The sequence below is a fragment of the Sphingomonas sp. J344 genome (assembly GCF_024700005.1).
Taxonomy (GTDB): Bacteria; Pseudomonadota; Alphaproteobacteria; order Sphingomonadales; family Sphingomonadaceae; genus Sphingomonas.
Genome location: NZ_JAJONB010000001.1, coordinates 1,036,969 through 1,057,724, shown reverse-complemented (window position 1 = coordinate 1,057,724; position 20,756 = coordinate 1,036,969). Strand labels below are relative to the sequence as shown.

Below are 20,756 nucleotides of genomic sequence, written 5' to 3'. Positions count from 1 at the left end.
GGGCGCGGGTCAAATGCCGGAAATCAGCGATGCGCCCCTGGAGTCCACAAAACGTCGCCCGACGCCGATTGGTTCATTTCGCGCGCCAGCACAAAAAGCAGGTCCGACAACCGGTTGAGGTACGCGATCGCCTGCGGATTGATCGCAACCTGTGCTGCTGCCGCGGTCGCGCTGCGCTCCGCCCGCCGCACGATCGCGCGTGCGAGATGCACCGCAGCCGCGCCCGCCGATCCGCCGGGCAGGATGAAGCTGGTCAGCGGGGACAGCGATTCATTCGCTGCGTCGATCGCGACCTCCAGCCGCGCGACCTGCGCGGGGACGATGCGCAAGCTCATCTCGCCCGGCTCGAAATCCTCGCTCGGTGTGGCCAGGTCCGCACCCAGGTCGAACAAGTCGTTCTGGATCGTGGTCAGCAACCGCGCCGGATAGTCCTCGCCGATTGCCGCAATCGCGACCCCGATCGCGCTGTTCGCCTCATCGACATCGCCGATCGCGGCCATGCGAGCGTCATGCTTCGCCACCCGCGACCCGTCGACCAGACCGGTGGTGCCGTCATCGCCGGTGCGCGTATAAATCTTATTGAGCTTGACCACCGCTCAGGCAGCGCCTCAGCCGTTGCTGGCGAGCAACAGCAACAGCGCGACGATGGCAATCGCGATGCCCTGGAACAGGATGCGCTGCTGCATCGCCTTGTTCGACTTCAGCGCCGACGCGCTCGGCCCCTCGCCCGATTTCAGCTCCGCCTCGGTCGTGCGCAGGAATGCGACGATTCCCTTGATGAGGGCGAAGACGGTCGCAAGCATCGCGGCGACGAGGAGCAGGACGAGGAAGAGTTGCATGGGCGTAATCTAGGGGTTGTTGGCACGCGATGAAAGCCCCGCACCGATCTCAATCGGCGCTGACCATCCGAACAAACAATCGTCACCCCGGGCTTGGCCCGGGGCCCAGCTGCCTTGAGCGCCCGAAGAAGCTGGGCCCCGGGTCAAGCCCGGGGTGACGTCAGGGTGAAAATTTCGCCCCGCCGCAGTGCATCCGCCAGTGCCCGCCCATCAGCACCGGTTTCGCGCAGCGCCGCCAGCGTCGGCGCGCCATGCCGCTTGGCCAGCCGCTCGCCATCCGGCCCGGTCAGCAACCCATGGTGGTGGTAGCGCGGCACCGGAAGTCCTAGCAGTTCCTGCAACAGCCGGTGGACATGCGTCGCGGGCAACAAATCCTCGCCGCGCACGACATCGGTGGCGCCCTGCGCCGCATCGTCGATGGTGACGGCAAGATGGTAGGACGCCGGCGCATCCTTGCGTGCAAGGACGACATCGCCATGCGCTGCGGGGTCGGCGATGACCGGGCCGAAGCGCGAGTCGGTGAAGGTCAGAGCCTGGACGCTCCCCCGAGCGCCGCCGCCATATTCAGCCGCCAGCAATGCGGCGCACTCAAATCCGGTGCCTCAAGCCCGCGACATGTCCCCGGATACACCAGCCCCTCCGGCCCATGCGGCGCACTCGCGCTCGCCGCGATATCGGCGCGGGTGCAGAAACACGGATAGATCAGGCCCCGCGCCCGCAGATCGTCCAGCGCCGCCTGATACGCATCCAGCCGTGACGACTGGAACAACACCTCCCCATCCCAGTCCAGCCCCAGCCAGCGCAGATCGTCCAATATCGTCGCGACATGCTCCGCCCGGCTGCGCGTCCCGTCGATATCCTCGATCCGCAGCAAAAACCGGCCGTCGCGTTCGCGCGCGAAATCATGCGCGGCAATCGCGGAAACGGCATGGCCCATGTGCAGCCGGCCCGTCGGACTCGGCGCAAAGCGGGTGACGATGGTCTGGCTGTCGGACGGCACCTTTTCCATGTAGAGCCGCACCATGTTCCTCGCCATCCTCTTGTCGGCGCTCGCGATGACCCTGATCGTCGGGGTCCGCTACCTGATCGTCTCGGGCGCCTTCGCCTGGGCGACGCGGGTGCGACATCCCGGCCTGTACGCCGGGCTCGACGGCCAGATGCGGCGCGAAGTGATCTGGAGCCTCGCCAGCGCCGCCATCTACGGCATCCCGGCCGGCATCGTTGCGTGGGGCTGGCAGAATCACGGCTGGACACGGATCTACACCGATGTCGCCGACTATCCGCTCTGGTACCTTCCGCTCTCGGTCTTCCTCTACCTCTTCGCCCACGACACCTGGTTCTACTGGACGCATCGCTGGATGCACCGCCCCCGACTGTTCCGCATCGCGCACGCCGTCCATCACGACAGCCGTCCGCCAACCGCCTGGGCGGCAATGAGTTTTCACCCCGTAGAGGCGCTGACCGGGGCCGTGGTAATTCCGTCACTGGTCTTCGTGATTCCGGTTCATGTCGGCGCATTGGGCTTTGTGCTTGGAATCATGACGGTTATGGGTGTGACCAATCACATGGGGTGGGAGGTGTTCCCGCGGGTGATGTGGCGGGGGCCACTTGGGGCGTGGCTGATCACCGCGAGCCATCATCAGCGGCACCATGAGCAATATGGGTGCAACTATGGTCTCTATTTCCGTTTCTGGGACCGGCTGTGCGGCACCGACCGGGGGATTGGCGATTTCGAAAAAGCACATGCGCGCGCTGCTGCCCGCAGCCCTTCTGCTCCTCCCGGCGGCCTCGCCGGTCAGCAGCATCGACGTTGAGTTCACCGGGCTGCGCGATGCGAAGGGGGTGCTGCAGATCTGCCTGACCGCGCGCCCGGACAGCTTCCCCGATTGCAAGGACGACCCCCGCGCCGTCTCGCGCACCATTTCCGCCGCGCACCCGGCGACCCGCTTCGAAGGACTGGCCACCGCCACCTATGCCGTCGCGGTGATCCACGACGCGAACTCGAACAAGAAACTCGACACGATGATGGGCATCCCGCGCGAAGGCTTCGGCTTCAGCCGCAACCCCGTCATCACCTTCGGCCCGCCCAAGTTCAAGGCAGCCAGCTTCCCGCTCGACGGCGCGAAGCAGCAGGTGAAGATGAAGTATATGCTTTAGGGCGGACGCCGACCTGCCCCCTTTCCATTAACCAGACTGAAACCGGAATGGGCGCACGCATCCATTTGTGCGCTGCGGCGTTGCGCACCTGAAACCGTTTCAGGATACAACCCGTATGCGTCTCCTCGTCCCCGCGCTCCTCGCTTCAGCCTTCGCCACTCCCGCCGTCGCGCAGGACGGGGCGCCCCCCGCCGAACAGGCCGAGGTCGCGAATGAGGCGCGCGCGCGGCTCAGCATCGGTGGCGGCGCGGCGTGGATCCCCGACTATGAGGGGTCGGACGACAGTCGCTGGACGCCCCTGCCTGCCGCCAACGGCACCGTCGCGGGGATGAGCTTCACCGTGCTCGGCAACCGCGCCAGCCTCGACGTCATTCCAGATGTTGCGGACAAGGACTGGAACCTCCAGCTCGGCCCCGTCGCGGTCATCAATCTCAACCGCACCAACCGCGACGCGATCGCCGACCCGCGCGTGCGCGCGCTGGGAGAGGTCGACACCGCAGTCGAGGTCGGCGGATATGCCGGCATCGCCAAGACCGGGATCCTCCACGACTATGACACGCTCTCGGCCAGCCTCAGCTACCGCCACGACGTGACCAAAATCCACCGCAGCGGCATCTTCACCCCCTCGGTCACCTACACCACCCCGCTCAGCACCAAGGCGCTGGTATCGCTCTTCGCCACGGCGGAGATCGTCGAAGACCGCTACGCCCGCACCTATTTCGGCGTCACCCCCCACGGGCAGCGTGCTCAGCGGCCTGCCCGCCTTCACGCCGGAAGGCGGACAGAAGGACATCACCTTTGGCGGCATGTTCACCCATTCGCTCACCGGCAACCTGACCAAGGGTCTCGCGCTGGTCGCGGGCGGCACCTACAAGAAGCTGATCGGCGACTTCGCGGACAGCCCCCTCGTCGCCATCGCCGGCTCGCGCCATCAATGGACCGGCGGCGCGGGGCTGGCGCTGACCTTCTGACCCGGCTACAAGACCGCATCCCCGGGGGAGCGCTGACGCGCGCTTGAGAGGGTGGCAGCAGCCACCGACCCGCTGAACCTGATCCGGTTGACACCGGCGTAGGGAGTGGGCGGCTTTCACCCGAAAACCGTGCGCTCTCCGCGATTTTGGAGCGCATCATGGCCGACATCCCCGCAAAGACCGAACTTGCCGTCACCACCGGAGCGATCCGCGGATCGACCAAGATCCATGTCGGCCCGCGCAAGGTCGCGATGCGCGAAATCCATCTCGAACCGTCGAGCGGCGAGCCCCCGGTCCGCGTCTATGACACCAGCGGCCCCTATACCGACCCGCAAGCCCGCATCGACATCATGGCGGGCCTCCAGGAACTGCGCCGCGACTGGATCCGCGATCGCGGCGACGTGGAAGAGGTGACCCAGCGCGAGGTGCGCCCGGAGGACAACGGCCAGCTCGGCCCCGACCGCAGCGGCGGCGTCCAGCCCTTCCCGAACGTGCGCAAGAAGGTGCTGCGCGCCAAGCCCGGCATGAATGTCAGCCAGATGCACTATGCGAGGGCCGGCATCGTCACGCCCGAAATGGAATATGTCGCCACCCGCGAAAATCTCGGCCGCCAGATGCTCGCCGAATATGTCCGCGACGGCGAAAGCTGGGGCGCGTCGATCCCCGACTATGTCACCCCCGAATTCGTCCGGGACGAGGTCGCCCGCGGCCGCGCGATCATCCCCAACAACATCAACCACCCCGAGTCCGAGCCGATGGCGATCGGCCGCAACTTCCTGGTCAAGATCAACGCCAATATCGGCAACTCCGCCGTCGCGTCGGACGTGGCGCAAGAGGTCGACAAGATGGTGTGGGCGATCCGCTGGGGCGCCGACACGATCATGGACCTGTCGACCGGCCGCAACATCCACGACACCCGCGAATGGATCCTGCGCAACTCGCCCGTCCCCGTCGGCACCGTCCCGATCTATCAGGCGCTCGAAAAGGTCGGCGGCATCGCCGAAGACCTGACCTGGGAAATCTTCCGCGACACGCTGATCGAACAGGCCGAGCAGGGCGTCGACTATTTCACCATCCACGCCGGCGTCCGCCTGCCCTATATCCCGATGACCGCCAAGCGCGTCACCGGCATCGTCTCGCGCGGCGGCAGCATCATGGCCAAATGGTGCCTGGCGCACCATCGTGAGAGCTTCCTCTACGAGAAGTTCGACGAGATTACGGAGATCATGAAGGCGTATGACATCGCCTATTCGCTCGGCGACGGCCTTCGCCCCGGATCGATCGCCGACGCCAATGACGAGGCACAGTTCGCCGAACTCTACACGCTGGGCGAACTGACCAAGCGCGCCTGGGAACAGGATGTTCAGGTGATGATCGAAGGCCCCGGCCATGTGCCGATGCACAAGATCAAGGAGAATATGGACAAGCAGCTGCAGGCCTGCGGCGAAGCCCCCTTCTACACGCTCGGCCCGCTCACCACCGACATCGCCCCCGGCTACGACCATATCACCAGCGGCATCGGCGCCGCGATGATCGGCTGGTACGGCACCGCGATGCTCTGCTACGTCACGCCCAAGGAGCATCTCGGCCTCCCCGACCGCGACGACGTCAAGGTCGGCGTGGTGACCTACAAGCTGGCAGCCCACGCCGCCGACCTCGCCAAGGGCCACCCGGCGGCCAAGGTCCGCGACGACGCGCTGAGCCGCGCCCGCTTCGAATTCCGCTGGCGCGACCAGTTCAACCTGTCGCTCGACCCCGACACGGCCGAACAATATCACGACCAGACGCTACCGGCGGAAGGCGCCAAGACCGCCCATTTCTGCTCGATGTGCGGCCCCAAATTCTGCTCGATGAAGATCACGCAGGAAGTGCGCGACTTCGCGGCGAAGCAGAATCAGGATGCGGATGGCTTCATCGCAGCGCAATCGGTGGATGTGGCTGAAGCCGAGGAGGGCATGGCGCAGATGAGCCGGGTGTATGACGAGATGGGGCGGGAGCTGTATCTGGGTTCGGGCGGGCGGGAGCACGACTGAAGGGATGGCGCCGCCGATACCCCATCGCCCCGGCGCAGGCCGGGGCCGCCAAAGGCGTGCCCCACGCCCCACCTCGACTCCCATCGTCACCCCGGCTGCCGTGCCGGGGTCAATCCATCTCCGCGCTTAACGGTCGAGCCAACTAAGTGTTATGTCCCCGGAATTGGTGCCTCTGGGTCGGCGCGTGATGTAGAGCGAGTCACGCGCGGGTCAGTTGACGCCAGTTATTCTGGAACAGGTCGGCGCAGGTATCTCGTTCCTCGAACGCGCGACACGGCGCGCCTTGCTCGTGGAGCACGCGCTTTTGCAACAGATGAGCCAGATCCGCGCGAACCGTTTCTCTGTCTGTTTGGCTCACGCCGCGAGACGTAAAGAAGACACGTTTCGCATTTGAAACCTGTCCGGTATCAAGGATATCGAGATTCTGGGGGAGCCAGCCGAACCCGAGGAACACCAGTGTTTCTGCCGCTACAATACGGTTGCGGATCGTCTCAACGGTGGCGCTGTCGGCTGACTCGGTGAAGGTCTTTATTCCTTCGGCAAGCGCAGGAAAATCGGCACCATAATCTAGGCCAAACGGCACATCTCCTCCCTTCCAAGGCGGCGATCCAACGGAACCGTAGACGTGCAGAACCTCCAGCTTCGATGCTATTTCGGCCGCTCTGTTTTCTGGCAAACCAAAAGTCTGCTTCAGCCATTCGAAAGCAAAAGTCTCGATACAGCGGTCATAGTTGAAAGTGATAAAGCTTACGTTGTCGAATATCGAATCGACGTTCTCCAGCGTGACATTCTGAGTCAGTAAGCGACCGAAGTGGACGTACCACGACGCATCATATTTCTCATTTCCGCCAAAGCTGAATACGATATCGTCGCGCGTTTGTGTTGGAAGCTTAAATTTTGAGAAAAATGCCGAGTTACGTTCAGCTTCCAAGATTGCGATTACTATCGCCATTTTTTCCTACCGCAATCATCGCTTCATTACCGCGATGAATATCAAGATAGGTGTCTATTGAGGCGACGTTGACGAGGCCCAGACGAAGCTGCTGTAGGGCGATGTGCACATGCTGCCACAGGGACTGATTGTTCTCACACTTTCGGTGAACCGCAAGTTCAAAGTTGCGATTTGAGAACCCCGAGTTGCGATCAAAGTAAGTCATTTCGATGATGCGGTCGCGAAGTGCGTTTCCTATCGGGAGGCCGATTTCACAGCTTGCGCCAGCGCCAACAACGAAAACAGTTTTAGGTGAGAACATGGGGCTTCTTCCGCACGACTAACTCGCAGACGGTAGGGCATGGGCACTAACAGCACCAGAGCCGACTCGAATTCGGGGTGAATTCCGGAAACACAAATTCCGGCGACACAATACCTGTCTCAATAATGATACCGACACTGCGCCACCTGCAGCGTCTGATCCTTCCCGTTCCCGGCCACGCGGTACACCAGCCGATGCGCCTGATTGATCCGCCGCGACCACCAGCCTGACAATTGCCGCCCGTCCCCGACGCGCCGTTATCCGGCCGCCGTCCGCCGCTTCTTCCAGTCCAGCGACACGCCAATCCGCTCGCTGATGCTCCCGCTCCAGTCGGTTTGCAGGCCATGGGCGTTCAGCTTGGCGACGATTTCATGCCCGATCGCGACTGCCGCCGGTGCGCCTTCTTCGATCGACCCATAGTTCAGGTACAGGCCATCGCCCTCCACCGCAGACTCGGTGTCCTGCTGGTGAAAGAAGGCATATCCCCTTGCCGACAAACCAGCGCCTTCCGCCGCCTGAACATGATCCCAGATTTCCGCCGCGCCGCAGCTGCCGCAGCACGTGAAATCCTGTCGTGAGATAATCCCGTCCGCATCGAGAGCGGCAAAGGCGGCATCGAGCCGGTCGCAATCGGTGGTCTCCGGCCATTGCGCCTGTGCCGATGCATGCGCTTTCAGCGCGGCGTCGGTCGCGCGTTCGGCCTCGGCGCGCTGCGCATCGCCATCCGCCTCGACATAGGCAAGCGCGGTGTCGATGATCTCGTCTCGCGGCATAAAACCCGCAGCGACCAGTCGTTCGACATAGTCTTGAATATCCGCTGTCGCGTCCGCGCTGAAAGTGACGGGGGCGGGGATCGACGGGGCGGGTTTCGTGCCCCCAAAGATTCTCGACAACCACGACTGGGACATAGCTACTCCTCGGATCGAAACGCGACGCTATCACGTCCCAAACCAACCGGAAATCGGGTCTGTAGCATGCGCGCCTGACGGATGCCCCCACGCCACACCCCACCCAAAATCCATCCAACACGCCCCGCCACCCGCTGTCCTACACGCCCGCAATCCGCTTCATCCTGCCGGATGACTCAGCAACCCCCACTCGCCCGTGCGCACTGGACCCCGGCCAAACAGCGCATCTTCCTCGCCGCCCTTGTCGAAACCGGCAGCATCGCCCGCGCCGCCCGTGCCGCGGGCATGTCGCGGTCCAGCGCGCATGCGCTGCGCAACCGCCTCACCGGCACGCCCTTCGACCATGCATGGGCCCGCGCGCTCAGGCTCCACGCCGCGCGGCTCGCCGATCCCTTCGGCCCTGATCCACTCGCCCCGCGTGATCCCGTTGCGCCGCGTGCGCCCAGACCCGCACCCGTCGCGCCGTCGTCGCTTCGCTGATGCCGCGCCGTCGCGTCCTGTCGCCAAAGCGTCGCGTGCCCGTCGCCCGATGTTCAGATCGCGTCGCGACACAGTCGGGCATGCGTCGCGCAATCGTCGCGCACCCGTCGCGCCCGTGTCGCGCACCTGTCGCGTCGCGGGCGCTTCGTGGGTGCCATCCCGTCCTGTCGGCCCGCAACCCGCATGTTTTCGTCAGCTTCGCCGGGCGGTGTCAGGCGCAAATCCCTGTCCCCGGAAGCGAAGCGCCGCCGCGCTGCCGCGATCTGCGGCGCGCGCGACGGCGTTGCGGGTCACGCCCCGCCGCTGACCCCGATCACCTCGCCGGTGATCCAGCGCGCCTCGTCCGACGCCAGGAACACCGCCGCCACCGCGATGTCGTCGACATGACCGACCCGGCCCAGCGGCGTCTGCGCGACGATCTGGTTGGCGAAGTCCGATCCCTCGACGATGCCCGCCGCGTCGGTGCCCTCGGTCATCGTCATGCCGGGCGAGATCGCGTTGACCCGGATCTGGCGGGGGCCCAGCTCGCTCGACAGGACGCGGGTGATCGCGTCCACCGCCGCCTTGGTCGCGGTATAGAGCGATGCGCCGGGCATCTTCATGCGGGTGATGTTGGACGAGATGTTGATGACGCTCGCCCCCGCGCCCAGATGCGGCACCGCCGCCTTGGTCACGTTGAGCAGGCCCAGCACGTTGATCCCGAACATGCGGTGATATTCGACCGGGTCGAAGTCGTCGATCGGGGCAAAGGCATAGACGCCGCTATTGTTGACCACGATGTCCAGCCGCCCGAATTCGCGCGTCGCCGCGTCGATCAGCGCCGCGGCCTGTGCGGCGTCGGCGACATCGCCCTGGACCGCCAGTGCCTTGCCGCCGGCGCTCTCGATCGCCGCGACAGTGGCGTCCGCGCCCGCGCGGCTGCTCGAATAGTTGACGACGACCGCCGCGCCCTCGGCGGCCAGCGACCGTGCGATCGCCGCGCCAATCCCCTTGGACGCGCCGGTGACGACCGCGACCTTGCCCTGCAAGCGACTCATGATTTCAATCCCTTACTTCTCGCCCGCCGCCGGAATGGCCGCGTTAGTGCGATAGTTCAGGAATATGGAACTGTTGAACCATGCGGCAAGGGGGCCTATCTGAATTTTATCATGCGCCCTCTTGTCCATCCGTCCGTCGACAGCGTGACCCCACAGGCGATCCTGCACGCGCTGTCCGATCCGGAGCGCGCGCGCATCTATGCCGAGATCGCCGGGCTGGGCTGTGTTCGGGGTTGCGCGACGCTTGCCGACACCGGGGAGCGGGTGATCCCCAAATCCTCGCTGTCCCAGCATTTCCGCATCCTGCGCGAAGCCGGGCTGATCCGGTCGGAGCGGCACGGCGTGGAGATGCGCAACTATGCCCGTTGTCAGGAGATCGACGGCCGCTTCCCGGGGCTGCTCAAGGCGATCATGGGCGCCTATGCGGAGGCTGGCGAGACGGCGCGCTGAGGCGGTCGCCCGGTCACGCTTGCCTTCCCCCCGATTGCGCGACTCGCGCGACAGGCGCATGATCGGCGCGGCTGGTCCTGAACAGGGGAAGCAGGATGCGCAAAACGCCGTCGTTGCCGCGTCACCGGGTTCCGTTGCTGGCGCTTGTCCTCATCGCGCCGCTGATGCTGGGGGCCGCCCCCGACCTCACCCCGGCGCAGGAGGCAGAGGTCGCCGCCGCCGAACGCGATCCGGTGGTCGGCGCGTCGCTGGGGGAGGCGATGCGGCTGCGCTTCGAAGGGGCGTGCCAGGCGCGCACCGCCGCGATCGCCCGGGGCCAGCGCGACCTGCGCCCGGCGCGGCGCGAGCGTCCCGAACGGCTCACCGCCGCGGAATGGCGCACCGCGTTCGACCGCGCCCGCACCAGCTTCGACGCGGAGGCAGCGCGAACCTGCACCCCCGCCACCGACGATGCCCGGCTCGCCGATGCCGCCGCCCGCCTCCCACGCCTGTCGCCGATCACAGCGGAGGTGCCACCCCAGATCGCCGATGCGATCCGCCACGGCACCTATGAAGTGGGCGAGCATGGCTATGCGCCAAAGCTTGCGACGATCTTCGCCGATACCCGCCGCTGCGAGGTGCCAGTGGCGCAGGCCTATATGTCGGTATGGCGCGCGATCGTTACGATGCTGGGGCAAAGCGCCGATCGCGCGCGGATGAAGGGTGCCTTTGCCCAGGTCGATCCCGAGACGGCGGAGCGCGTGTTCCGCGCCGAACAACGCGATTTCGACGCCGCCGAGCTCGATTTCCTCCGCTACCGCGCGGCCTGTGCAAAGCTGCTCGGCCCCGCGCCGCCGCCGCGCGCCACAGTCGCAGCCCCGGTCACCGCTGCGCCGGCCCCCGCCCTGGCCGGCTGGGGGCTGCTGCTCGGTCGCTGGCGCAATGTGCAGCAGGGCAACGAGATCGAGCTGCGGCTGGAGGCCGACGGGACCATGTCGGGCATCATCGTCACCGCCGGACCGCGTGCAATGGCTCAGGGCTATGCACCGGGGCTGGTGATCCTCCGCGGGTTCAAGCTCGGCGCACCGTTCGGGTCGCGACGCGCAATGGCGACCGGGGGCAGCTACTTCCTGCCCCCCGATGCCCGGCCGCCGCGCGCACGAACTCTATGGCACCCCCAGCTGGGATGAGGGCGTCGTCTATCTGCTCAAGGGCGACCCCGACCAGCTCGAGCTGCCCACCCCGATGGAATCGCGGATGAATGCCTATGGCGGCATGCGGCGCTAGGGTCGCCGGATGTGCAATGAAGCCTATCGCAAGCGCGAGCTCGCCAAGCTGCTCGCCGACTGGCCGACCCAGTATGTGCCGCTGCGCTTTCCGGAGGGGCGACCCAATTTCGCCCCGCTCGACGGCTTTCGCATCACCGACCGGGTCGAGATCATACGTCCCGCCACCGCCGAAGCGGGGGTGGCGGAAATGGTGACGCGCCGCTGGAGCTGGCCCGCCGCCAATGGCAAGCCGGTGTATAATGTCCGCTCCGATGGCCGCGCGATCGCGCATGCCAGCCGCTGCCTGATCCCGGTCGACGGCTTTTACGAATATGGCGATGCTCCGGACGACGCGCCCCCCACCGACCTGTTCGGCGCCTCGGTGCCGGTGCGGCGGGGCAAACCGCTCAAGGCCAAATGGGCCTTCACCCTGTCGGGGGCAGAGGGGTTCGCGATCGCCGGGGTGTGGCGCGCCGACCCGGTGGTGGGGGAGGCATGGGCGATGCTCACCTGTCCGCCCGGCCCCGATGTCGCGCCGATCCACGACCGCCAGCCGGTGGTGCTGCCCCCCGCCGACTGGGCGCGCTGGCTCGACCCGGCGACGCCCAGTTCAGAGCTGTGCCGCCCCTTGCCCGGCGGCAGCCTCACCGCGACGCGGGAGCGCTGACCGAAAGGAAGACAGAAACTGACCGTTGCGTGAAATTTGTTTCGGATTAGCAATGATGGTCCGCGCCGAGACGCAGATGGATTGGAGAGAGAGCGATGGCCCGATATCGGTTGACCCCAGCGTTGGCCGCCACCGCGCTAGCCTTCGCCCCGCTCACCGCCACGGCCCATGCCGCCGCCGCATTGCCGGTCACCCGGACCACCGACGCCGCCCTCGTCCATCCCGATCACGCCGCAATCGTCGCGCGGATGGAAGCGATGTACGCAATCCATTTCCTCCCCATCCCGGTGCTTCAGCAGCGCGCCGCGACGGGGGATCTGCGTGCGATCTACGCATTGTCGCTGAAGTATCAGAACGGTCTCGGCGTCAAGCAGAGCTGGCCCGAATATGAGCGGCTGAGCAAACGCATCCTTCAGATCGCCCCCGCGCTTGCGGAGCAGGGCGATCCCTATGCGATGTACCAGCTGGCGTTTCAGCGATGGCTCGCCGAACAATGGACCGACGACCGCAAATTCGCGGCCTATCTCGCGGCGGCGGAAGCGGGTGACCCCGAAGCGGCGGCGGGCGTCGGCCAGGCCTATGATCTGGGTCGCGGCGTTCGTGCCGACCGGGCGGAGGCGCTGCGCTGGTATGTGCGCGCGGCGACCGCGGGGCATTGCGATTCGATGACCAAGATCGGTTATCTGCTCTCCGATCCGAAGACCGGAGCGGTCGATGTGGCAGAGGCGGTGCGCTGGTACCGGATGGCGGCGGAGAACCCCGTTGCCTGCGGCAACGGCGCGAACTACGCGCTCGCGCTGCTCTTCTCCGAAGGGCGCGGCAACCTCCCCCGCGACTATGGCCAGGCGCTGCGCTGGTTTCTCGAAACCGCCAGGCGCGGCAACCCGGTCGGCGCGATGCAGATCGGCTTTTACTATGAAAAGGGGCTAGGCACCCCGGTGAATCGGGCCGAGGCGCTGAGATGGTTCAAGATCGCCGGCTTCCCCTCGGTCGCCGCCGCGCGCGCAGAAATGGCGCGGCTGCGGATCAAGGAGCCCGGATGATCCGCATGTCGCCCACTTGGGCTGACCGCATCGGATCTGCGGCGATGCGGACGCTGATCCTGGCCACACACACCCGCTTTTTCCACAGCTTCGCCGGACAGCCTCTCCCCCGTCGCGACAGCCATAGCGGCGGGGGAGGGGGGCGTTGCCCTCATCCCTTGATCGTCACCATCGCGACCGGCTTGTCCTTGGTCGATGGGTTGGAAGCATTCGCCTTGGGCGGGGCTTCCTTTTTGGGTTTTCGGAGTTCGCGGTTCGATTTCTTCTGGCTCTTGGCCATGACCTGTTCCTTCGCGGGCGTTGCGCCCGGCGCACAGCCTACGCGCTTGGCGGGGCGCTGGCTTGCGAATTCGCGTTCCGGTCCGCTCGGCGCGCTGGGTCAGTGGATCGCGCGTTCGGTCAACAGCGCCGCCTTGCCGTCCTTCCACGCGATCTCCATCGCCGGTTCCTTCGGCTTGCCCGGCGCGAACAGCTCATAGATCGTCCGCCCGTCCTCGACCTGGCGGCTCTCGATCACCCGCTCGGGGGTAAAGGCGTCGGCGGTCGCGGCGGCGGCGGCGCGCACCGGTGCCGGGGCGTCAGCCCAGGCGATGTCGCGCTGCACCTCGACCGCCTTCAGCGACCCGTCGGGCTGGACCAGCATGTCGATCTCGACGTCGCTCCCGTCGGGTCGCGTCCCCTCGACATCATAATAGGTACGCCCCTCGCGGTCCTTCCGCTCCGCCTCCGCGATCCGCATCCCCGGCACCGTCGCCTCGGCCAGTTCGGCGACTCCGGCGGGCAGATCGACCGCCGCGACATTGCTGATCACCGCCTCCGGACCTTCGGGCAGCGTGCCATTGGCCGGAGCGGCCTCGTCGCCAGCCGGGGAGCAGGCGGCGAGCGCGAAAAGGGGAAGGGCGAGAAAGCGCATGACGAAACTCCGGTTCTGGATACCGGTGTCATGGTGCGCCCGGACGCGCGCCGACGCAACCCGCCGGCGCGCGCCCTGTCCAGTCGATCAGCGCCGGTTTTCGATCCGGGCGTCGTCCGCGTCGTCGATGGCGTCGGCCTTGGCCTCGCCCGCGTCGCGAACATTGTCGGCCTGCTGCTCCAACGCCTCTTCCATCGTCTCGTTGGGGGCCATGTCGGCCTGTTCCTCCAGATTGTCGGCCTGCGCCTCTGCCGCCGCCTCGACATTGTCCGCCGCGCGGTCATCGGCATCGCCGCCACACGCTGCCAGCGCGAACAGCCCGGCTCCGGCCAGCGCGGCCTTGAAAATGATTTTCATTGGATTTTCCTCCTGTTGATGCCGCGCATCAATGAGTGGAGGGCAAAGCGGTTCCACGCGAACCGCACGCGCGACCCCGCACGCTGCGGGCAGGGTTAGGAAAAAATGGTGCTGCCGGTGAGGATTGAACTCACGACCTCAGCCTTACCAAGGATGCGCTCTACCACTGAGCTACGGCAGCACTCGGCGCGGGCGGAAGGTCCGTTCCACGCGGGAGCGGCCCTTTCGCGCGGCAACGCCCGGTTGTCAAGGCGCAGCACCCCGGTTTATCGCGGCGGAATGACCGATGCCGACAAAAAGGCCCGCCTCGCTGCCGCGCTGCGCGAAAATCTGCGCAAGCGGAAGGCACAGGCGCGGGAAGCCGCGGACCTGCCCGGCCCGCCGCCGGCCGATTCTACCGCGCCGCGATAGGCCGGCACTTGCCCTCCAGCCACGCCCGCTCGTCGGGCGACAGCTGCGGGCCGAGGATCTCGAGCACGCGCGCATGATAGGCGTCGAGCCAGCGGCGCTCTTCTTCGGTCAGCAATCCCGGTTCGATCAGCGTCCGCTCGATCGGCGCAAAGGTCAGCGTCTCGAACCCGAGCATCACCGATTCGGCGCCCGGAATGTCCTTCTCGACCACCAGCACCAGATTCTCGATGCGGATGCCGAATTCGCCCGCCTTGTAGTATCCCGGCTCGTTCGACAGGAACATGCCGGCGCGTAAGGGTTCGGCCGGGCCGCCGCCGGGATAGTTGGGCGCGGCGATGCGCTGCGGCCCCTCATGCACCGACAGATACGCCCCGACCCCATGACCGGTGCCATGCCCATAGTCGCAGCCGACTTCCCACAGCGGGCGGCGGGCGAACGCGTCGATCTGGCCGCCGGTGGTGCCCTCGGGGAACACGGCGGTTGCAATCGCGATATGGCCCTTGAGCACGCGGGTGAAGCGATCGCGCATCTCCTGCGTCGGCTCGCCGACCGGGATCACGCGGGTCACGTCGGTGGTGCCATCCTCATATTGCCCGCCCGAATCGACCAGATAGAGATGGCCCTGCTCGATGGGCAGGCTCGACTCTTCGGTGACCTTGTAATGCGGGATCGCGCCATTGGGCCCGGTGCCCGAAATCGTGTCGAAGCTCAGGTCGCGCAGCACGCCGGTTTCCTCGCGAAACGCCTGCAGCCGCTCGGCGGCCGACATCTCGGTTACCCCGCCCTTGGGCATCTCCGCCTCGGCCCATTTGAGGAACCGGGCCAGCGCCGCGCCGTCACGGGCCTGCGCCGCCTTGTGGCCCGAAATCTCGGCGTCGTTCTTGATCGCCTTGGCCAGCACCACCGGATCGCGCGTCGCCAGGATCGTCGCGCCGCCCGCATCGAGCGCGTCAAAGATCGCCGCGACCGACCCCATCGGATCGGCGGCGACGCGCTTGCCCGCAAACTGCTTGAGCGCCGGGGCAAAGGCGCCGCGGTCATGCAGGCGCACGGCATTGCCCAGATGCTGGGCGACGTCGTCACCCACCTTGTCCTTCGCCACGAACAGATCGGCGGTGCCGTCGGCATTGACGATGGCATAGGCGAGCGCGACCGGCGTGTGGCTGACATCGGCCCCGCGGACGTTGAAGACCCATGCGATCGAATCGAGTGCGGAGAGCACCACCGCATCCGCCTTGCGCTCGGCCAGCCAGTCGGCGATCTCGGCGCGCTTGGACGCGCTGGTTCGCCCCGCCGCATCGTCACTCTGCACCGCAAGTTTCGCGTCGGACGGCGCGGGCTGGTCGTCCCACACCGCGTCGATGGGGTTGCGACTGACCGCGACCAGCTCGGCACCGCGCTCGGCCAGCGCCTTGCGCGCCTCCTCGACCCAGCCGCGCGTGTGCAGCCACGGGTCGTACCCGATCCGCCCGCCCTGCGGCGCATGATCGCGCAGCCAGTCGGCGATGCTCACCTGCGGCACCGGGACATAGTCCCAATGCGTGCCATCGACCTGCTGGCGCACCTGAATCGTGTAGCGCCCATCGGTGAAGATCGCCGCGGCCTCGGGCAGCACCACCGCGCTCCCCGCGCTCCCCTGAAACCCGGTCAGCCACGCCAGCCGCTGCGCATAGGCACCGACATATTCGCTCATATGCTCGTCGGTCAGCGGCACGACGAACCCGTCGAGCTGGTCGCGCTGGAGCTGGTCACGCAGGGCCTGAAGGCGGGCGGCATGGGTCGACATGGGATCGGTCCTTGAATGCGGTGTGGGCTGCGACTCCGCCCGATATGGGGAGCGGATCGCGCGCCGTTAAGGCGCTCTGGTGGCCCAAGCGACGCGGGTTGAAAAGGGGTGACGACGCAGAGGTTAACACCCCCGCGCCCTGTCCCACGGCGATACGCGCGCAAATCGGGGGGTGGTCAGGCGCACCCCGATGGACGATCTGGCGTTGATGGACTGGAGGAGAATGATGCGCGCGGGTGGATGGATGGTGCGGACGGGGATCGTGGCGGCGCTTGGCGTCGGCGCGATGGCTGCCGCTGCGCTGATCCCCCCGCCCGAACCGGCCCGCAGCGCCCCGCCGGTCAGGGCCGTCGCCCCCCGCACCAAAGCCGGTGGTTGCTGCTCCCGCACCGGCCCCTGCGCCGCCTGCCACAGCCGCACTGCCGCCCGCCGCCCCGGCACTGGAGGCGATGACGGTCAAGCGCATTCTCGATATCCCCGGCCCGATCAGCTTCGGCACCTATTACTGGGACACCGACGGCGTCCCCGCCAACGGCCCGCTCGTCATCACCGTCGACCTCGAAGCGCAGACCATGTCGGTGTTCCGCGACGGGTACGAGATCGGCGCGACCGCGATCCTCTATGGCATGGATGGCAAGCCGACCCCGCTCGGCGTGCATGAGATCAAGCAGAAAAAGGTGCACCACATCTCGAACCTCTACGGCGCGCCGATGCCGTACATGATGCGCCTGACCTGGGACGGGATCGCGATCCACGGGTCCGAGGTGGAAGAGGGGCGCGCGACCCATGGCTGCATCGGCGTGCCCACCCCCTTCGCGAAACTGGTGTTCGCCCAGGCCAAGCTCGGCGACAAGGTCATCATCACCCGCGGCAAGCGGCTGGGATTGGGCGGCGTCGTCACCCCGGACTGAGCCTTCGACGCTCAACCTTGCTCCCCTCCCGGAAAAGGAGGGGTCGGGGGTGGGTGCGCGCGTCTGCGCGCTCAAAAAGACTCTCGACCCCCTGTAAGGAAGCGCTAGGCGAGGCATCGAGCCTCGCCCAGCGCTAAACCCACCCCTAGCCCCTCCCTCCCAGGGAGGGGGATTGTTGGGCCGTCTTACTCCTGCCCCAGATAATGCCGCTGCGCCGCGTCGGAGGCATTGACCGCCAGCAGCGCATGCCGCTCCACCGGTCGCGGCCGTCCCTGCCGGTCGCTCGCGGCATCCAGCACGCGATCGAGCATCCGCTGACCCTCGGCCCACCAGCCTAGGTCACTGTCGGCGTTGAGGTGCCCCTGCGGCCCGGCATCGACGAACACGCTGCCCCAATTGGCGGCCAGATTGCGCGAATGGTCGATATGCGCCCAGGGATCGTCGCTGCTCGCGACCAGGATCGACGGGAAGGGCAGCGGCTTGGACGGCGACGGCGCAAAGGCGCTCAGCGCCGCGTGATTGCCGCTATCGACATCGGCCGGCGCGACCAGCAGCGCACCCGCGACCGGCGTGCCATAGATCTGCCCGGCCAGCTCCGCCCACCAGGCGACGGCAAGGCAGCCCAGGCTGTGCGCGGCGAGCACCACAGGCCCCTGCACCGCGCGGATCGCCTGATCCAGCTTGGTGACCCAGGCATTGCGATGCGGCGTGTTCCACATCCCCAGCTCGACCCGGCGGGTGTCGGGGCGCGACACTTCCCACAGGGTCTGCCAGTGCGACGGCCCCGATCCGCCAAGGCCGGGGACGGTCAAAACGACGGGCTCGCGCGCGTCGTGCGGTGAGAAAATGGACATGCATAGTCTCCTGCGAAAGGCGGCTCCCTTGCAGGTGAATTTATTCCTACTGATTTAGTATGCAATAGACTTGCGCCGAAGCGATGGCGGCGTGCGCCCGACCGCTATTCGCGGATCGTCACCGCCTCCCCGACCTTCGCTGCCGCGATCTGCGCCGGGCTGAAAGGGAATCGCACCCATTTCTTCTCCGAATAGAGCCGCGTCTGATCGCCATGCCAGGGCGATTGCGGGTCGGGCGACTGGGAGTAGGTCAGGATCGTCTCCGCGACCGGCCCGGCGTCATCGAACCCCACCACCTGGACATAGCTCGACCCGTGGCGCGGCGTGACCCCGCCCTGCGTCGGCACCATGATCTGGACGTTGAGCACGCCCAGCACTCCGTCGCCGCCATGCACCGGGATCCGGTCGGTGAGCCGCCGCGCAAAGGCGACGTCGCCCCAGCGCGCATCGAGCGCGATCCCCGCCTTGGCGACCTCCTCCGTCGCAGCCTTGAGCGCCGCGATCAGCTTGTCGCCCACCTCACCGCTGGTGACCAGATCGCGTGGGGTATGCACCGGGTCCTTCACATCGAACGGCACCGCCCATAGCCCCGGCACGCTCCGCGCCTTCATCCAGAACCGGTCGAACAGCCACGCCGCGCGACTGTCATTGTCAAAGCGCCCGTCCCATTTGCCCAGCGCTGCGCACGCCTCCGCCACCTCGGCCCGGCCCGCGCACAAAGCGAGTAGGGGTTTGAGCGCCAGCTCGCCCGCATGGCTCTTGTTGGCAAAGGCCATCGCCTTGGCGCGGTCATGATCGACCTTGCCCCCGCGATCAGCGCGCGGGTCTCGATGAACCCCGATCGCGTGCGCAGGCTGACCGGCTTCTCCGCCTCGCCCAGCATCGGCGACAGCACCCGGTGCGGATGGTCGGCATTGCTCAGCCAATAGCTGTCGTTCATGTTCGCGACGTAATCGCGCCGCGCCTGCACCGCCTGATCGCTGGCGGGCATCAGCCCCGGCACCGGCGTGCCCGCCGCCGCGTCCCACGTACAGTCCGATTTCGACCCGTCGAGCAGGATCGCGGTCCGCGCCACCACCGCCGACAGCGGCGTCGCGCATGCCTTGGCCTTCTCCGCCGATACGTTGGGCACGGCGGTCACATCGGCGTGCAGCGCGTCGCCATGCCGGTCGGCGACGATGGTGTTGACCCACGGAATGCCCAGCGTCTCGCTCACCGCCGCGCGCACCTCGCCGACGTTCTTGGCCGTCGCGATCCGTACCCAGGTGCCGATCCCGCGCTGATTGCCGGCATTGGCGTCGCGCATCGCAAAGGCGGCGGTCTTGGTCCAGTTCGCCATCGCCTGCGGGATCACGATCACCGCCCCGAAGCGCGTCGAATACAGCGTGCGCGTCACCGGAGCCGCGCCATCGGGCATCGGCACGGTCACGGTCTTCGCGACCATCTTCTCCGACTTGCCGTCGACCAGATAGGCGGTGGGATCGTTCGGATCGAGCGTCAGCTGATACAGCGTAAAATGCCGCGCCGCAGTCACCGTATGCGTCCAGGCAATGTCCTTGTTGAAGCCAAGGGTAGGGAAGGGCGACCCCGCAATCCCGACACCCGCCACATCCATCTTTCCCGGATCGTCACATGCATCTGCCAGAAGCGGCTCGGCCCGTGCCACGGGAAGTGCGGGTTGCCGATCACCATCCCCTTGCCGTTGGCGGTGACATCGCCGCCGAAGGCCCAGCCATTGCTGGCGATCTCGAACTGCGCCGGATCAGGCAGCGCCATGCCCACCTTCGCCGCCGGTTCGCCCCCCGGCGGCACCGCATTGGCGATGGCGGGCGCGAAGTTGAGCGAGCTGGCAAGCAGCATCTGCTTCTCGTTCAGCCGCAGCATGTCGTCGGCGGTGATCGCCCGCACCCACGCCTTGCCGCGACACTCGCTCGGCACGCGCTCCGGCCCCAGATCCTTGAGATAGCGATTATACCCCGCGACCCAGCCCGCCGTCAGCGCCAGCGCCGCCGCCCCCCTGCGCCTTCGCCCCGCGCCGCAACGCCGGCAGGTCGATCGCGGAGCGGAAGAACAGGTCCGACGACAGATTGTCGACGCTCTGGAACCCCAGGGTCGCGCTGCCCTTCGCCCCGAAATGCAGCGACCGCTCGCCTGCCACCGTCGCGAACTCCTCAGCGATCATGCAGAGGTTGTCCTGCGCATAGGCGTACCCCACGCCATAGCCCGCCCCGCGCCAGTCCTGCGCGACGATATGCGGCACGCCATGCGCGGTACGGGTGATCGTCGCGGCATAGCGATACTTCGCCTCGGCGGCCCCGCCCCAAAGCAACGCGACACCCGCCGCCGCCAACACCACCGCCTTGCCCATCCGATCCGCTCCCGTTGCAGTCCCATCTATCCTCCCCCGCCAGGGAGGTGGCGCCAAAGGCGACGGAGGGG

Annotated in this window: 26 protein-coding genes, 1 tRNA gene, 3 pseudogenes and 1 riboswitch; of the genes and pseudogenes, 13 read left to right on the top strand and 17 right to left on the bottom strand. The window is 66.8% G+C overall.

The window, feature by feature from the left end; all coding sequences use genetic code 11:
- Nucleotides 1-23 precede the first annotated feature (23 nt).
- The 3 genes and pseudogenes from LRS12_RS05320 to gluQRS form a co-directional block, all read right to left on the bottom strand.
- Nucleotides 24-593, bottom strand: a complete 570-nt coding sequence (locus tag LRS12_RS05320; RefSeq protein ID WP_257843657.1) for a cob(I)yrinic acid a,c-diamide adenosyltransferase — start codon at nucleotides 591-593, stop codon at nucleotides 24-26.
- Nucleotides 594-608: 15 nt separating this feature from the next.
- Nucleotides 609-839 carry a twin transmembrane helix small protein gene (locus LRS12_RS05315; RefSeq protein ID WP_257843656.1) on the bottom strand — a complete coding sequence of 77 codons (231 nt, stop codon included), beginning with the start codon at nucleotides 837-839 and terminating at the stop codon, nucleotides 609-611.
- Between the two features lie 143 nt (nucleotides 840-982).
- A pseudogene (gene gluQRS, locus LRS12_RS05310) lies at nucleotides 983-1,848 on the bottom strand (tRNA glutamyl-Q(34) synthetase GluQRS).
- 13 nt (nucleotides 1,849-1,861) lie between these two features.
- Between gluQRS and LRS12_RS05305 the strand changes: the two are divergent.
- The 5 genes and pseudogenes from LRS12_RS05305 (at nucleotide 1,862) to thiC (ending at nucleotide 6,000) form a co-directional block, all read left to right on the top strand.
- Nucleotides 1,862-2,653, top strand: coding sequence for a sterol desaturase family protein (locus tag LRS12_RS05305; RefSeq protein WP_257843655.1), 792 nt, complete (start codon nucleotides 1,862-1,864; stop codon nucleotides 2,651-2,653).
- Nucleotides 2,583-2,996: a DUF2141 domain-containing protein gene (locus LRS12_RS05300; protein WP_257843654.1), complete on the top strand. Its 414-nt coding sequence runs from the start codon at nucleotides 2,583-2,585 to the stop codon at nucleotides 2,994-2,996. The genes LRS12_RS05305 and LRS12_RS05300 overlap by 71 nt, the downstream gene beginning before the upstream one ends.
- Before the next feature lie 115 nt (nucleotides 2,997-3,111).
- Nucleotides 3,112-3,678 (top strand): annotated as a pseudogene (locus tag LRS12_RS05295) (MipA/OmpV family protein); the annotation flags it as partial.
- Nucleotides 3,679-3,739: 61 nt separating this feature from the next.
- Nucleotides 3,740-3,967 (top strand): MipA/OmpV family protein, encoded by a 228-nt coding sequence (locus tag LRS12_RS05290; RefSeq protein WP_374581248.1) that lies wholly within the window; start codon nucleotides 3,740-3,742, stop codon nucleotides 3,965-3,967.
- A 13-nt stretch (nucleotides 3,968-3,980) separates the two neighbouring features.
- Nucleotides 3,981-4,090: riboswitch (TPP riboswitch) on the top strand.
- 35 nt (nucleotides 4,091-4,125) lie between these two features.
- Nucleotides 4,126-6,000 carry a phosphomethylpyrimidine synthase ThiC gene (thiC, locus tag LRS12_RS05285; protein ID WP_257843653.1) on the top strand — a complete coding sequence of 625 codons (1,875 nt, stop codon included), beginning with the start codon at nucleotides 4,126-4,128 and terminating at the stop codon, nucleotides 5,998-6,000.
- 199 nt (nucleotides 6,001-6,199) lie between these two features.
- Here thiC and LRS12_RS05280 read toward each other — a convergent pair whose 3' ends face one another.
- The 4 genes from LRS12_RS05280 to LRS12_RS05265 all read right to left on the bottom strand — a co-directional run bounded on the left by LRS12_RS05280 (nucleotide 6,200) and on the right by LRS12_RS05265 (nucleotide 8,161).
- A complete protein-coding gene (locus LRS12_RS05280) occupies nucleotides 6,200-6,931 on the bottom strand; it encodes a hypothetical protein (protein WP_257843652.1) in 732 nt (243 codons plus the stop codon).
- Nucleotides 6,921-7,253, bottom strand: coding sequence for a hypothetical protein (locus LRS12_RS05275; RefSeq protein ID WP_257843651.1), 333 nt, complete (start codon nucleotides 7,251-7,253; stop codon nucleotides 6,921-6,923). Before LRS12_RS05275 ends, LRS12_RS05280 begins: the two co-directional genes overlap by 11 nt.
- Before the next feature lie 119 nt (nucleotides 7,254-7,372).
- Nucleotides 7,373-7,486, bottom strand: a complete 114-nt coding sequence (locus tag LRS12_RS05270; RefSeq protein WP_308222972.1) for a type II toxin-antitoxin system YoeB family toxin — start codon at nucleotides 7,484-7,486, stop codon at nucleotides 7,373-7,375.
- A 24-nt stretch (nucleotides 7,487-7,510) separates the two neighbouring features.
- Complete coding sequence (locus tag LRS12_RS05265) at nucleotides 7,511-8,161, bottom strand: hypothetical protein (RefSeq protein ID WP_257843650.1); 651 nt, start codon at nucleotides 8,159-8,161, stop codon at nucleotides 7,511-7,513.
- 171 nt (nucleotides 8,162-8,332) lie between these two features.
- Between LRS12_RS05265 and LRS12_RS05260 the strand changes: the two genes are divergently transcribed.
- Nucleotides 8,333-8,641, top strand: coding sequence for a LysR family transcriptional regulator (locus LRS12_RS05260; RefSeq protein WP_257843649.1), 309 nt, complete (start codon nucleotides 8,333-8,335; stop codon nucleotides 8,639-8,641).
- A gap of 290 nt (nucleotides 8,642-8,931) precedes the next feature.
- Here the strand turns inward: LRS12_RS05260 and LRS12_RS05255 are convergent, their stop codons facing one another.
- Complete coding sequence (locus LRS12_RS05255) at nucleotides 8,932-9,678, bottom strand: glucose 1-dehydrogenase (protein WP_257843648.1); 747 nt, start codon at nucleotides 9,676-9,678, stop codon at nucleotides 8,932-8,934.
- Between the two features lie 111 nt (nucleotides 9,679-9,789).
- On the opposite strand from LRS12_RS05255, the gene LRS12_RS05250 reads away from it, so the two are divergent.
- The 5 genes from LRS12_RS05250 to LRS12_RS05230 all read left to right on the top strand — a co-directional run bounded on the left by LRS12_RS05250 (nucleotide 9,790) and on the right by LRS12_RS05230 (nucleotide 13,085).
- Complete coding sequence (locus tag LRS12_RS05250) at nucleotides 9,790-10,128, top strand: helix-turn-helix domain-containing protein (RefSeq protein WP_257843647.1); 339 nt, start codon at nucleotides 9,790-9,792, stop codon at nucleotides 10,126-10,128.
- Between the two features lie 95 nt (nucleotides 10,129-10,223).
- Nucleotides 10,224-11,297 carry a hypothetical protein gene (locus tag LRS12_RS05245; RefSeq protein WP_257843646.1) on the top strand — a complete coding sequence of 358 codons (1,074 nt, stop codon included), beginning with the start codon at nucleotides 10,224-10,226 and terminating at the stop codon, nucleotides 11,295-11,297.
- Nucleotides 11,248-11,394 (top strand): hypothetical protein, encoded by a 147-nt coding sequence (locus LRS12_RS05240; RefSeq protein WP_257843645.1) that lies wholly within the window; start codon nucleotides 11,248-11,250, stop codon nucleotides 11,392-11,394. The genes LRS12_RS05245 and LRS12_RS05240 overlap by 50 nt, the downstream gene beginning before the upstream one ends.
- Before the next feature lie 9 nt (nucleotides 11,395-11,403).
- On the top strand, nucleotides 11,404-12,042 hold the full coding sequence (locus LRS12_RS05235) for an SOS response-associated peptidase family protein (protein ID WP_257843644.1): 639 nt from the start codon (nucleotides 11,404-11,406) through the stop codon (nucleotides 12,040-12,042).
- A gap of 95 nt (nucleotides 12,043-12,137) precedes the next feature.
- Nucleotides 12,138-13,085 carry a tetratricopeptide repeat protein gene (locus tag LRS12_RS05230; RefSeq protein ID WP_257843643.1) on the top strand — a complete coding sequence of 316 codons (948 nt, stop codon included), beginning with the start codon at nucleotides 12,138-12,140 and terminating at the stop codon, nucleotides 13,083-13,085.
- A 151-nt stretch (nucleotides 13,086-13,236) separates the two neighbouring features.
- On the opposite strand, the gene LRS12_RS05225 is transcribed toward LRS12_RS05230, so the two are convergent.
- The 4 genes from LRS12_RS05225 to LRS12_RS05210 form a co-directional block, all read right to left on the bottom strand.
- Nucleotides 13,237-13,365, bottom strand: a complete 129-nt coding sequence (locus LRS12_RS05225) for a hypothetical protein (RefSeq protein ID WP_257843642.1) — start codon at nucleotides 13,363-13,365, stop codon at nucleotides 13,237-13,239.
- Between the two features lie 99 nt (nucleotides 13,366-13,464).
- Complete coding sequence (locus LRS12_RS05220; protein WP_257843641.1) at nucleotides 13,465-13,998, bottom strand: PepSY domain-containing protein; 534 nt, start codon at nucleotides 13,996-13,998, stop codon at nucleotides 13,465-13,467.
- A gap of 87 nt (nucleotides 13,999-14,085) precedes the next feature.
- Complete coding sequence (locus tag LRS12_RS05215; protein ID WP_257843640.1) at nucleotides 14,086-14,355, bottom strand: hypothetical protein; 270 nt, start codon at nucleotides 14,353-14,355, stop codon at nucleotides 14,086-14,088.
- Between the two features lie 106 nt (nucleotides 14,356-14,461).
- Nucleotides 14,462-14,536, bottom strand: a tRNA-Thr gene (locus LRS12_RS05210).
- 98 nt (nucleotides 14,537-14,634) lie between these two features.
- On the opposite strand from LRS12_RS05210, the gene LRS12_RS05205 reads away from it, so the two are divergent.
- Nucleotides 14,635-14,766 (top strand): hypothetical protein, encoded by a 132-nt coding sequence (locus LRS12_RS05205; RefSeq protein ID WP_257843639.1) that lies wholly within the window; start codon nucleotides 14,635-14,637, stop codon nucleotides 14,764-14,766.
- On the opposite strand, the gene LRS12_RS05200 is transcribed toward LRS12_RS05205, so the two are convergent.
- Nucleotides 14,750-16,552 carry an aminopeptidase P family protein gene (locus tag LRS12_RS05200; RefSeq protein WP_257843638.1) on the bottom strand — a complete coding sequence of 601 codons (1,803 nt, stop codon included), beginning with the start codon at nucleotides 16,550-16,552 and terminating at the stop codon, nucleotides 14,750-14,752. The two genes, LRS12_RS05205 and LRS12_RS05200, sit on opposite strands and share 17 nt — an antisense overlap.
- A gap of 449 nt (nucleotides 16,553-17,001) precedes the next feature.
- On the opposite strand from LRS12_RS05200, the gene LRS12_RS05195 reads away from it, so the two are divergent.
- Nucleotides 17,002-17,463 carry a L,D-transpeptidase family protein gene (locus LRS12_RS05195; protein WP_308222971.1) on the top strand — a complete coding sequence of 154 codons (462 nt, stop codon included), beginning with the start codon at nucleotides 17,002-17,004 and terminating at the stop codon, nucleotides 17,461-17,463.
- 185 nt (nucleotides 17,464-17,648) lie between these two features.
- On the opposite strand, the gene LRS12_RS05190 is transcribed toward LRS12_RS05195, so the two are convergent.
- The 4 genes and pseudogenes from LRS12_RS05190 to LRS12_RS05175 all read right to left on the bottom strand — a co-directional run bounded on the left by LRS12_RS05190 (nucleotide 17,649) and on the right by LRS12_RS05175 (nucleotide 20,685).
- Nucleotides 17,649-18,317, bottom strand: a complete 669-nt coding sequence (locus LRS12_RS05190; protein WP_257843636.1) for an alpha/beta hydrolase — start codon at nucleotides 18,315-18,317, stop codon at nucleotides 17,649-17,651.
- Between the two features lie 104 nt (nucleotides 18,318-18,421).
- Nucleotides 18,422-19,093 (bottom strand): penicillin acylase family protein, encoded by a 672-nt coding sequence (locus LRS12_RS05185; protein ID WP_257843635.1) that lies wholly within the window; start codon nucleotides 19,091-19,093, stop codon nucleotides 18,422-18,424.
- A gap of 182 nt (nucleotides 19,094-19,275) precedes the next feature.
- Nucleotides 19,276-20,270: pseudogene (locus LRS12_RS05180) on the bottom strand (penicillin acylase family protein); the annotation flags it as partial.
- Nucleotides 20,271-20,286: 16 nt separating this feature from the next.
- A complete protein-coding gene (locus tag LRS12_RS05175) occupies nucleotides 20,287-20,685 on the bottom strand; it encodes a penicillin acylase family protein (protein WP_257843634.1) in 399 nt (132 codons plus the stop codon).
- Nucleotides 20,686-20,756 lie beyond the last annotated feature (71 nt).